Source organism: Limnohabitans sp. MMS-10A-192, assembly GCF_003063335.1.
Classification (GTDB): domain Bacteria; phylum Pseudomonadota; class Gammaproteobacteria; order Burkholderiales; family Burkholderiaceae_C; genus Limnohabitans_A.
The window spans coordinates 23,997-35,829 of sequence record NZ_NERX01000008.1; the positions used below are offsets into that span (position 1 = coordinate 23,997).

The 11,833-nt window shown below is 63.3% G+C and carries 6 protein-coding genes; 3 read left to right on the top strand and 3 right to left on the bottom strand.

Annotated elements, in window-relative coordinates:
• Positions 1-90 precede the first annotated feature (90 nt).
• Positions 91-6,075: an excinuclease ABC subunit UvrA gene (gene uvrA / locus B9Z43_RS14850; protein WP_108326736.1), complete on the top strand. Its 5,985-nt coding sequence runs from the start codon at positions 91-93 to the stop codon at positions 6,073-6,075.
• 198 nt (positions 6,076-6,273) lie between these two features.
• On the opposite strand, the gene B9Z43_RS14855 is transcribed toward uvrA, so the two are convergent.
• The 3 genes from B9Z43_RS14855 to B9Z43_RS14865 all read right to left on the bottom strand — a co-directional run bounded on the left by B9Z43_RS14855 (position 6,274) and on the right by B9Z43_RS14865 (position 9,565).
• Positions 6,274-7,431, bottom strand: a complete 1,158-nt coding sequence (locus B9Z43_RS14855) for a class I SAM-dependent methyltransferase (RefSeq protein WP_108326737.1) — start codon at positions 7,429-7,431, stop codon at positions 6,274-6,276.
• A gap of 2 nt (positions 7,432-7,433) precedes the next feature.
• Positions 7,434-8,222: an HAD family hydrolase gene (locus B9Z43_RS14860; protein WP_108326738.1), complete on the bottom strand. Its 789-nt coding sequence runs from the start codon at positions 8,220-8,222 to the stop codon at positions 7,434-7,436.
• Positions 8,223-8,314: 92 nt separating this feature from the next.
• On the bottom strand, positions 8,315-9,565 hold the full coding sequence (locus B9Z43_RS14865) for an SPOR domain-containing protein (protein ID WP_108326739.1): 1,251 nt from the start codon (positions 9,563-9,565) through the stop codon (positions 8,315-8,317).
• A 189-nt stretch (positions 9,566-9,754) separates the two neighbouring features.
• Here B9Z43_RS14865 and B9Z43_RS14870 point away from each other — a divergent pair, with 189 nt between their 5' ends.
• Both B9Z43_RS14870 and B9Z43_RS14875 read left to right on the top strand, forming a co-directional pair.
• Positions 9,755-10,756 carry a tripartite tricarboxylate transporter substrate binding protein gene (locus B9Z43_RS14870; protein ID WP_108326806.1) on the top strand — a complete coding sequence of 334 codons (1,002 nt, stop codon included), beginning with the start codon at positions 9,755-9,757 and terminating at the stop codon, positions 10,754-10,756.
• On the top strand, positions 10,756-11,730 hold the full coding sequence (locus tag B9Z43_RS14875; protein WP_108326740.1) for an alpha/beta fold hydrolase: 975 nt from the start codon (positions 10,756-10,758) through the stop codon (positions 11,728-11,730). Before B9Z43_RS14870 ends, B9Z43_RS14875 begins: the two co-directional genes overlap by 1 nt.
• The last annotated feature ends 103 nt before the right edge of the window (positions 11,731-11,833 follow it).

Sequence of the window (11,833 nt, forward strand, 5' to 3'; positions counted from 1 at the left end):
CCACGCCTTCGCGTGGCTTTTCTTTTGGGCGCCTGAAATGTCACGGCCCGCGCCCTAGAATGTTTGGCCTTCACCCGATAAAGCCAACCCATGTCCCAAGGTCTCATCCGCATCCGTGGCGCCCGCCAGCACAACCTCAAAAACCTTGACCTGGACATCCGCACCGGCGAGTTGACGGTGGTCACCGGCCCCAGCGGCTCGGGCAAATCGAGCCTGGTGTTTGACACCTTGTACGCCGAAGGCCAGCGCCGCTACGTAGAGACCTTCAGCGCCTATGCCCGACAGTTCCTCGACCGCATGGACAAACCGGCAGTCGACAAGGTCGAAGGCGTGCCCCCCGCGATTGCGATCGACCAGACCAACCCGGTGCGCAGCTCCCGCTCCACCGTGGGCACCATGACCGAGCTGAACGACCACCTCAAGTTGTCGTTTGCGCGTTTGGGGCAGCTGTTTGACAAGGACACCGCGCAGCCCGTGCGCCACGACAGCCCCGAGACGGTTTACGCCGAGCTGGCGCTGCGTGCGGCGCAAGCCCAAGACCCGCGCCTGTACCTGACCTTCCCGGTCGAGCTGCCTGCGAGCACCAGCGCCGAGCAGGTCGAGCAATGGCTCTCGGCCAGCGGCTTCACCAAGGTGCAGGCCGAACGTGAAGTGGCCACGCCCACCGGACCGCGCAAAGTGCTCGATGTGGTGGCCGACCGTTTCCGTTTGGGCTCGGCCGAAAAGATCCGCGTGATCGAAGCGATTGAAGTCGCGCTCAAGCGCGGCAGTGGTCGCCTCAATGTGTATGTGGACTTGCCTGTCATTGCGAGCGAAGCGCGGCAATCCAGTCCTGAACCGTCACGTGATGTCGTTCTTCGTGATGGCATGGGGCCGATCATTTGGCGCTTTTCCACCGGCCTGCATTGCCCAGACAGTGACCAGCGTTACACCGACCCGATCCCGTCGATGTTCTCCTTCAACTCCGCCGTGGGCGCGTGCGAGACCTGCCGCGGCTTTGGTCGCGTGATTGGTGTGGACTATGGCCTGGTCATCCCCAACGACAAGCTCACTTTGCGGGCCGGCGCCATCAAGACCATCCAGACCCCCGCCTGGAAAGAGTGCCAAGACGACCTGATGCGCCATGCCGAGACCGAAGGCATCCCGCGTGACACGGCCTGGGCGCAGCTGTCTGAAGAGCACAAACACTGGGTCATCCATGGCTCGCCCTTGTGGAAGGGCAAGTGGAACCAGCAGTGGTACGGTATCACGCGCTTCTTTGAGTACCTGGAAAGCAAGGCCTACAAGATGCACATCCGCGTGCTCTTGTCCAAATACCGCAGCTACACCGAATGCCCCACCTGCAATGGCGCACGCTTGAAGACCGAAAGCCTGCTCTGGCGCATGGGCTCGCTGAACGACGCGAACGCGGTGCTGCCCGGTGCCAAGCGCTTCATGCCCGCAGGCGTGAAGTGGAGCCGTGCCCAGCTCGAAGCCCTGCCGGGCCTGAGCCTGCACGACATGATGATCATGCCGATCGACCAGCTGCGCACTTTCTTTGACCGCATGAGCGCCACCGCGGTGGCCGAGGCCTCGCAAGACGCCGAAGCACAAGCGCTCAAACTGCTGCTCGAAGAAATCACCACCCGCCTCAAATACCTGTGCGACGTGGGTATTGGCTACCTCACCCTCGATCGCCAAAGCCGCACGCTCAGCGGCGGTGAGGTGCAGCGCATCAACCTGACCACGGCTTTGGGCACCAGCTTGGTGAACACCTTGTTCGTGCTGGATGAGCCCAGCATCGGTCTGCACCCGCGTGACATGAACCGCATCACCCAGGCCATGCACCGCCTGCGCGACGCGGGCAACACGCTGGTGGTGGTCGAGCACGACCCGGCCGTGATGATGGCGGCTGACCGCATGATCGACATGGGCCCCGGCCCGGGTGAGCGCGGCGGCCAGATCGTGTTCGATGGCAGCACAGCCGACCTGCGCAAGGCCGACACGCTGACGGGCGCTTATTTGGGCGGGCGCAAGCAAGTGGGCCTGGGCTTCAAACGCATGGTGACCGACAGTACGCCGCGTTTGATTTTGGAAGGCGCCCGCGAGCACAACCTGCAAAACATCAGCGTGGACTTTCCGCTGCAACGCCTGGTCACCATCACAGGTGTCAGCGGTTCGGGCAAGTCGAGTTTGATCCAGGACGTGCTGGCCCCCGCACTGATGCGCCACTTTGGCAAAGCCACCGAAACGCCCGGCGCGCACGACCGCCTGCTGGGCGCCGACCACCTGAGCGATGTGGTGTTTGTCGACCAGTCGCCCATCGGCAAAACAGCCCGCTCCAACCCGGTGAGTTATGTGGGCGCGTGGGACGCGATCCGCGAGATTTTTGCCACCGCGCCAGAGGCGCGTCAGCGCGGCTACACCGCCAGCAAGTTCAGCTTCAACAGCGGCGATGGCCGTTGCCCCACCTGCGGCGGCTCGGGCTTTGAGCACGTCGAGATGCAATTTTTGAGCGATGTGTATTTGCGCTGCCCCGACTGCGATGGCAAGCGCTACCGTCCCGAAATTCTGGAAATCACCATCGAGCGTCAGGCCATCGGTGGCCAGCCCCGCCTGCTGAATGTGGCGGACATCCTGGACCTCACCGTGAGCGAAGCCGCCGCCTTGTTCGCGCAAGACCGCGACGTGATCCGCGCCTTGCAGCCCATCGTCGATGTGGGCCTCGAATACGTGCGCCTGGGCCAGCCTGTGCCCACGCTCTCGGGCGGCGAAGCGCAACGGCTCAAGCTCGCAGGCTTTTTGGCCGAGGCGGCCAAAAGTGCGTCCAAGAGTCGCCAGAGCTTGGCCCGCAAAGGCACGCTGTTTTTGTTCGACGAGCCGACCACTGGCCTGCACTTTGACGACATCGCCAAGCTCATGCGCGCCCTGCGCAAGTTGCTCGAAGCCGGGCATTCGCTCATCGTCATTGAGCACAACCTCGATGTGATCCGCGCCAGCGACTGGTTGATCGACCTGGGCCCCGAAGGCGGCTATGCCGGTGGCCTGATCGTGGCCCAGGGCACGCCCGAAGACGTGCGGCAACACGCGACCTCCCACACCGGTTTGGCGTTGCGTGAATATGCCGAGGCCATGGGGGAGGTGGGGGTGGTGCGGGAGAAGGGGGTTGACTACCCATGGTCCGTCACTGCGAGCGAAGCGCGGCAGTCCATGTCTGGATCGCCACCTCGCTTCGCTCCTCGCGATGACGGGGGCAAAGATACGCCTCGCAAGGCGCTCAACAACAACATCCAGATCGTCAACGCCAAAGAGCACAACCTCAAAAACCTGAGCGTGGACATTCCACGCGGCAAGTTCAACGTGGTCACGGGCGTCAGCGGCTCGGGCAAGTCCACGTTGGCGTTTGACATCCTGTTCAACGAAGGCCAGCGCCGTTATCTGGAAAGCCTGAACGCCTACGCCCGAAGCATCGTGCAGCCCGCAGGCCGCCCCGAGGTGGATGCGGTCTATGGCATCCCGCCTACGGTGGCGATCGAGCAGCGCCTGTCTCGCGGTGGCCGCAAATCCACCGTGGGCACCACCACCGAGGTCTGGCATTTCTTGCGCCTGCTGTACGTCAAGCTGGGCATTCAGCACTGTGTGCACGACGACACCCCGGTGCAACCGCAAACGCCCGACAGCATCGCTGCGCAGTTGATGACGCAGTTCCGAGGGCAGCACATTGGCCTCTTGTCGCCGCTGGTGGTCAACCGCAAAGGCGTGTACACCGAGCTGGCCGACTGGGCGCGCCCACGCGGCTACACCCACCTGCGCGTCGACGGCGAGTTTTTGCCGACGCAAGGCTTTCCGCGCATCGACCGTTTCAAGGAACACAACATCGAGCTGCCTGTGGCCAGCCTCGATGTGGTGCCGGGCAATGAAACCGCCTTGCGCCAGGCGCTGGGCAAAGCGCTGGAGCATGGCAAAGGCGTGATGCATGTGCTGAGCGATTTGGGCAATCTGCGCGAAGCCATGTTCAACGGCGAATCCACCGCCCGCATTGGCCAGCACCGGGTGTTTTCCACGCTGCGTGCCTGCCCCGCTTGCGCCACGTCTTATGCCGAACTCGACCCGCGCCTGTTCTCGTACAACAGCAAGCACGGCTGGTGCACCGACTGCGTGGGCACGGGCGTCAAGCTCAGCAAGGACGAGCGCAAAGTGTTCGACGACTCGGTGCGTGACGAGAAAGAAAAAGGCCGCGAACAAACCTTTGCCGAGCCCGAGATCGAAGACTTGGCCAACGTGGCCTGCCCGAGCTGCGAGGGGACGCGCCTGAACGCCACGGCACGTGCCGTGCGCCTGAGCTCGGCCAATGGCCAGGCTTGGCGCATCACCGACATCGCCAGCCTGTCCGTCAGCGACGTGCGCCAGTGGGTGGAAAAACTCCAGCTCGTGGGCCGCGATGCCGACATCGCCCGCGACTTGGTGCCCGAGATCAAGAGCCGTTTGGAGTTTCTGGAAGAGGTCGGTCTGGGCTACCTCACGCTCGACCGGGGTGCGCCCACACTCTCGGGTGGCGAGGCGCAACGCATCCGCCTGGCCGCGCAGCTGGGCAGCAACCTGCAAGGCGTGTGTTACGTGCTGGACGAACCCACCATTGGCCTGCACGCCCGCGACAACCAGATCTTGCTGAATGCCCTGCACAAATTGGGCGACAAGGGCAACACCTTGGTGGTGGTGGAGCACGACGAAGACACCATCCGCCGCGCCGACCACATCATCGACATTGGCCCCAGTGCGGGCAAACGCGGTGGCCGTCTGGTGGCAGAAGGCTCGGTGGCCGACATCACGGCCTCGGCCGAGTCGCAAACCGGCCGCTATTTGTTGCACGCGATGAAGCACCCTTTGCAGGTGCGGCGCGAAGTCACTGGATCGCCACGCTTCGCTCGCGATGACAAATCCAAAACCCTTCGCGATGACAAAGTGGGTGCCGTCATGGCGAGGAGCGCAGCGACGCGGCCATCCATGCCCGAAGCACCGCAAACGCCTGAACTGCAATGGCTCACCCTCAACGGCGCCAACCTGCACAACCTGCGTCAGGTCGATGTGCAAGTGCCCCTCAAACGCTTGGTCGCCGTCACCGGTGTCAGTGGCTCCGGCAAATCTACCTTGGCCCGCGATGTCTTGCTGGCCAATGTGCAAGCGCTGGTCAGCCAGCGCTCCACCTTCGCAGGCCGTACTGCGCAAGACGCAGGCCAACGCGTGGCTTTGAACGCCTGCGCCGATGTGCAAGGCTTTGAGACGATTGACCGCGTGCTCGAAGTCGACCAGACCCCGATTGGCAAAACACCGCGTTCGTGCCCGGCCACCTACATCGGCTTTTGGGACACGATCCGCAAACTGTTTGCCGAAACACTCGAAGCCAAAGCCCGGGGTTATGCCGCCGGGCGCTTCAGCTTCAACACCGGCGAAGGCCGCTGCCCCAGCTGCGAAGGCCAGGGCATGCGCACCATCGAGATGAGCTTTTTGCCCGACGTGAAAGTGCCTTGCGAAACCTGCCGTGGCGCCCGCTTCAGCCCCGAGACCTTGGCCGTGACTTGGCGCGGCAAGAGCATTGGCGACGTGCTGCAGATGGAAGTGGACGAGGCGGTGGACTTCTTCGCCACCATGCCCAGCATCGCGCACCCGCTGCAGCTGCTCAAAGACGTGGGCTTGGGTTACCTCACGCTGGGCCAGCCTTCACCCACGCTCAGCGGTGGCGAGGCGCAGCGCATCAAGCTGGTGACCGAACTCACCAAAGTGCGTGACGAAGTGGGCAAGCGCGGCAACAAGGCGCCGCACACGCTCTATGTGCTGGACGAGCCCACCGTGGGCCTGCACATGGCCGACGTGGACAAGCTCATCAGCGTGCTGCACCGCCTGGTCAACGCCGGTCACAGCGTGGTCGTGATCGAACACGACCTGGACGTGATCGCCGAAGCGGACTGGGTGATTGACCTCGGCCCCGAAGGCGGCAACGCAGGCGGCCGCATCGTCGCCGCCACCACGCCAGAAGCCTTGGTGCTTTTGGGCACCCACACCGGCAAGGCGCTGGCGCCGGTGCTGGCGAGGGCTTGATGGCATGTGAGGGCCGCCAAGATGGACCCCGGGTCAAGCCCGGGGTGACAAGCTATGCGCTTTGCCGTTCCATTTCAAATGTCATCCCGGGCTTGACCCGGGATCCATGCCCGCTTACGTCATCCCGGACGTGATCCGGGATCCATGTCTGTCCCCTTGTGTCATCCCGGACGTGATCCGGGATCCATGCCCGCTGGACTACAGGCTTCCCAAGCGCCACAGCGAAGTCACCTCCGCCGCCCGTGCCGCATGCAGCGGGTCTGACGCGTCCTGCGCTTTGCCGTGCACCGGCTTCACGTCCATGCGGCCCAGCACCTGCAGGCCTGCATCGGCGATCCAGCTCAGCAAGGCTTCGCGGGTGCGCAAGCCCAAATGCTCGGCCAGGTCCGACAGGATCAGCCAGCCTTCACCGCCTTCGCACAGGTGTGCTTTCAAGCCGCCCAAAAAGCCCTTGAGCATCTGGCTGCCTTCGTCGTAGACCGCCTGCTCCAGCACCGAGGTGGGGCGGGCCGGCAACCACGGTGGGTTGCACACCACCAGCGCGGCCTGGCCGGGCGGGAACAAATCGGCTTGCAGCAGCTGCACCTGGTTTTGCAGGCCCAGACGTTGCAGGTTGTCGCGGGCGCAGGCCAGCGCACGCTCGGCCATGTCGGTGGCCACCACTTGGCTTGCCCCCCGCCGGGCCAGCACGGCCGACAGTACGCCGGTGCCCACGCCAATGTCAAAAGCCACCGAGTGTTCTTTCAGGGCCGCAGGCAGTGGCGCTTGGGTCACCAAGGCCACATACTCGCCGCGCACCGGCGAGAACACGCCGTAATGAGGGTGGATGCGCAGGCCTTCGCCCAATGCGGGCACTTCGACGCCATTTTTGCGCCACTCAAAAGCACCGATCACGCCCTGCAAGGCGCGCAGCGAGATCACCGAAGACTGCCCATTGGCGGGGCCAAAGGCTTGCGCACACGCTTGCTTGGCATCGGGCGCGCGGCGCAGCGTGATGCCGTAGTCGCCGTTCAACTCGATCAGGATCTGGTTCAGCACACGCGTGCGCTGGGCTTGCGCCTGGCGGTGGGTGTGAAAAGCCGCACCGGGCACAGGCGCGGTTGCATCGGCTTTTTTGCGTTTGACTTTTTGTGGCTTGTCGATGCGCCGTGCCATCGCTTGCAGCAATTGGCGGGCGTTTTGAAAGTCGCCGCGCCACAGCAAGCCCGTGCCCTCGCAAGCCAGGCGGTAAGCCGCATCGGCGGTCAGGGTGTCGTCGGCCAGCACCACGCGGGCGGGCAGGTTCTGGTCCGAGCGCCACAGAGCCGAGCGTTCGCTGTCTTTTTCAGACCAAGTCAAAAGGGTGGGGGTGTTCATGTTCACGAGATGCCGTTCAGCAGGTGTTGTGCCAATTCGGCAAAGCCCGCGCCACGTTCACCGGTGGTGATGTAGCGGGGAGGGTGTGTCAGCTGCGCTTCAAAGCGCCGGATGTTGGCCACGCCCACGCTGTGCGGGAAGCGTTCAAACATCACTTGGTCATTGGTGGAGTCTCCCACATAAACCCAGCGCTCGATCTCGGCGTCCAGATCGCGGCCCCACAGCTCGCGCACGATCCAGCGGGCGCCCGAGAGCTTGCTGTGCGCGCCAAACCAGCCGTTGATGTGGATGCTGCTCACGGTGGCGCTCATGCCTTCGCTGCGCATGATCTGCACCACCGCGTCGATGGCGCTTTGCGGCAGGTGCGCGAACTCGCTGTGGTCGACGGCGATGTCGGTCTCGCGGCCCGGATGGTCTTGCGACAGCTGTGCACCGGGCACCTCGCGCAGCACGCGTTGGCCAACAGCCTGCATGCGCGCCAAGTTGCGCTCACGTGTGGCGGCGTCTTGTTGGTAAATCTTGCGCAGCCCATGCGCCGGTGTGGCCAGCAAACCCACAGCGCCGTTCTCGGCCACGATCGCGTCCACCGGCCAGCGGTTCACAAAAGGCGCGCTCCAGCCCACCGGCCGACCGGTGATCGGCACCACCTGCAAGCCAGCGGCTTTCAGATCGGCCAGTGCCTGCAAGGCATCGGGCGTGATGGCGCCTTCGGTGGTCAGGGTGTCGTCGATGTCGGTGAACACGCCGATGGGGCGCAGGCCGCGTGTGGACCAGGAGGGGAGTTTCAGCATGGTGAAGGCTTCAGGTCAGGCCCCGTTGTGAGGCCGGCCCGGATTCAATGGACGGCGTCGCTGAAGCGCCGGTCCATTTTGCCTCAATGCCTTCAGGGCGCGGAGGCCACCAGTGGCTTGAGTTTGTCGGTGCCGCGGATGCGCGTACTGGCGCGCCAGTCCAGGCGCGACACATAGTTCTTGGCCCGATCTTCCGAGCGGAACGGACCCGTCACCACGCTGTATTGCCATTCGTCTGCGTTGGGCGCTTTGCGCACGGCGATGATGCGTGCCGTCCCCAGCTCCTTGTGCTTGGCCTTGAGTTTTTGGGCCTGGTCTGCGGTGCTGAACGTGCCGTGCTCAACCACCAGCGTGTCGGCGGGCAGTGCCTTGAGCCAGCGGGCGCCTGTGCGTGCCACCTCGGGCAGTGCCTTGCGGACAGCCGCGGGCGCGGCCATTGGGGCCGGTGCGGGTTGGGGCGCTGCGCTTGCCTTTGGAGGAGCCTCTGGCTTGGCCACTTCCTTGGCCACTTCCGGCGCAGTAGCCGCTGGGCTGGCGGGTGCTGCAAGGGCAGCGGCTTCACTGGCCGCCACGGCAGTAGCCAAAGGAGCCGAAGCCACAGCAGCAGATGCTTGCGCAGCAGGTGCAGCGGCGCTCTCAGATGCAGCACTTGCCGCGGCCTGTTCAGGCGCGCGGGTGTCCGGTGCTGACGGGGCAGAGGTGGATGTCGACCACCAAGCCAGTGCGGCCAAAACAACGGCCCCCGCCAAGCCTGCAGCGACCTTCATGTTCTGACTTGTGCCATATGCCGGCCAATGCATCGCCGCGCTGGCGGCCTGAGGCATGTCGCGGGTCTCAGTGAGTGCGTTGTCCAGGGGGTCTGGCGTCATGTTGGGCTCATCGACTGCGGCACCTTGCCGCGGCGTTGCATCCAGATCCAGCAAGAGGCTTTCGCTGTTGGCATGGTCTTCCCACGCTTGCAGTGGGCGATTGCTCAGCCAGATCACCCGGAAGGGCAGGGCAGGGAACAACTCAATCAGTCGGAAAATGATCGATTGTTGCTCCGCAGAAAGTCGCTCCGCTTCGTCGATCACCCAAATGTGAATCGGGCCCAGCTTGTCCGTCGGCTTGGCTTGCTGCTCCAGGTAAGGCGCGACGGCTTGGTTGAGCCGGCTGATCAGACTCAGAAACTCGTTGCCGTTGTATTTGTCGATCTGTACCTGGGCATCCAGGGTCTTCGCACTGGCCAGTATACGGTGCGAAAAAGCCTTCAGTGTGGTGGGGTTCTGGCTGACCAGCCCCAAGCTGCGCACATCCTCCATCAAATCCTGAGCCAGGTCGATCGGTGAGTCAAAGAGGGTCATGTGTGCAAGCTCCGGGGCAACAGATGGCGTTAGAAGATTTGTGGCTTTCCATTGTAGAGTCTACAAAAGAAGTCTTTTGAGGCGGCGAGCATGCTCGCAATCCCTGATGTGCTGGATTGCAAGGGTGACATGCTTTTGGCCAGTCGCATGGCATCATGTGACCCATTAAATCAACAAATGGAGTCAAACATGCCCCCCCTCAATCGCCGCCCCGTCTTGAGCGCTGTTGCCGCACTGGCCTTGTCGCTCGGCAGCTTCATGGCATCTGCCCAGACCACCTGGCCCACCAAACCCGTCAAGATCGTGGTGCCCTTTGCGCCCGGTGGCACCACCGACATCCTGGCCCGAGCCATCGCCCCTGACCTGTCCAAAGCCTTTGGCCAACAGTTCGTCATTGAAAACAAAGGCGGCGCAGGCGGCAACCTGGGCGCCGAAATCGTGGCCAAGTCGGCAGGCGACGGCTACACCCTGCTCATGGGCACCGTGGGCACGCACGGCATCAACCGCGCCTTGTATGCCAAGCTGCCCTACGACCCCTTCAAGGACTTCGCGCCCATCACGCTTGTCGCGGGTGTGCCCAACGTGATGGTGATCAATGCCGAAAAAGCCGTCGCCAACAAGATCAACAACGTCAACGACTTCGTCAAGTACGCCAAAGCCAACCCCGGCAAGCTCAACATGGCCTCCAGTGGCAATGGCACCTCCATTCACCTGGCGGGCGAATTGTTCAAGTCCAAGACCGGTATTTTCATGGCCCACATTCCTTATCGGGGTTCGGGTCCCGCCCTGCTGGACTTGTCGGGCGGCAACATGGACGTGATGTTTGACAACCTGCCCTCCGCCATCCCGCTGATCAAAGGCGGCAAACTCAAGGCTCTGGCCGTGACCAGCGCGCAACGCTCTGCGGCCATGCCCGAGCTGCCCACCATCGAAGAAGCGGCTGGCCTCAAAGGTTTTGAAGCCAGCAGCTGGTTCGGCCTGTTGGCCCCCGCAGGCACACCGCCCGATGTGGTCTCCCGCATCCAGCAAGAAGTCGCCAAGTCGCTGGCCAGCCCCGCCTTGAAAGAGCGCCTGGCCACCTTGGGCGCCATTCCCAGCGGCAACACACCTGCTCAATTTGCTGCGCTGATCGACAGCGAGCACAAAAAGTGGGCCGAAGTTGTCAAAGTCTCTGGCGCCAAGGTGGATTGATGGCCTGGTTTGACGGGTTTGAGCGCCGGGCCTTGACGATTCAGGGCCTGCCTGTAGCCTGTCGACAATCATCGGATTGGGCTGCCCAAGCGCACCTGCCGGTGCTGGTTTTGCTGCACGGGTTCCCGCAAACCCACGTCATGTGGCACCGCGTGGCCCAGCTGCTGCGCGGGCGCTACCGTCTGGTGATACCCGATCTGCGCGGTTACGGCGACTCGTCACATGAGCGCGGTGATGCCGAGCACGCCCATTACAGCAAGCGCGCCATGGCTCAAGAGGTGATCGGTTTGCTCGATGCTCTGGGCGTGAGTGACTTCTACTTGTGCGGCCATGACCGTGGCGGTCGTGTCGCGCACCGGCTGGCGCTGGACCATGCTGCGCGTGTCAAGAAGCTGTGCGTGATCGACATCGCGCCCACCCTCGACATGTACAGCGGCCACTGGGGCAAAACGCCCGAGGTTGTCGGCCCGGTGGACGACCCGTACTTTGCCTTTGCCCAGGCCTACTACCACTGGTTCCACCTGACGCAAGCCGCGCCGCTGCCGGAGCTCATGATCGGCGGCAACCCCAAGGCTTATCTGCACGCCAAGCTGGGCGGCTGGGGCAGCCAAGGTTTGGGCTACATCGAGCCCGAAGCCTTGGCCGAATACGAACGCGCATTTTGCAACCCGGCCCTCAATGCGCAAGGCTGGTCAGCCGCGATCCACAGCGCGGCCGAAGACTACCGCGCCAGCGCAGGCATCGATCTGCAGCACGACCGCGAAAGCCGTGCAAAAGCGCACAAAATCGCGTGCGACACCCTGGTCTTGTGGGGCGAGCGCGGCGTGGTCAACCGCATGTTCAAGCCGCTTGAGCTGTGGCAAGCGCAGTGCGCAGGGCAAGTGACCGGTCAAGTCATGCCCGCAGGGCACTTCATCCCTGAGGAATTGCCCGGTGCGACCTGCGAAGCGCTGAGCCAGTTTTTCCCTGCATAAACATTCCGACCTCAAAGTGTTGTCTAAGGCATCTGTTCAAATGCCTTCTTGAATTCCTGCCACTCCTGATTTTGTCAACTTTGACATCTTTATTTGGGCAATT

Bases quoted from the DNA above. Each gene is read 5' to 3' on its own strand.
- uvrA (WP_108326736.1), top strand. From the start codon at position 91: ATGTCCCAAGGTCTCATCCGCATCCGTGGCGCCCGCCAGCACAACCTC.
- B9Z43_RS14855 (WP_108326737.1), bottom strand. From the start codon at position 7,431: ATGAACACCCCCACCCTTTTGACTTGGTCTGAAAAAGACAGCGAACGC.
- B9Z43_RS14860 (WP_108326738.1), bottom strand. From the start codon at position 8,222: ATGCTGAAACTCCCCTCCTGGTCCACACGCGGCCTGCGCCCCATCGGC.
- B9Z43_RS14865 (WP_108326739.1), bottom strand. From the start codon at position 9,565: ATGACCCTCTTTGACTCACCGATCGACCTGGCTCAGGATTTGATGGAG.
- B9Z43_RS14870 (WP_108326806.1), top strand. From the start codon at position 9,755: ATGCCCCCCCTCAATCGCCGCCCCGTCTTGAGCGCTGTTGCCGCACTG.
- B9Z43_RS14875 (WP_108326740.1), top strand. From the start codon at position 10,756: ATGGCCTGGTTTGACGGGTTTGAGCGCCGGGCCTTGACGATTCAGGGC.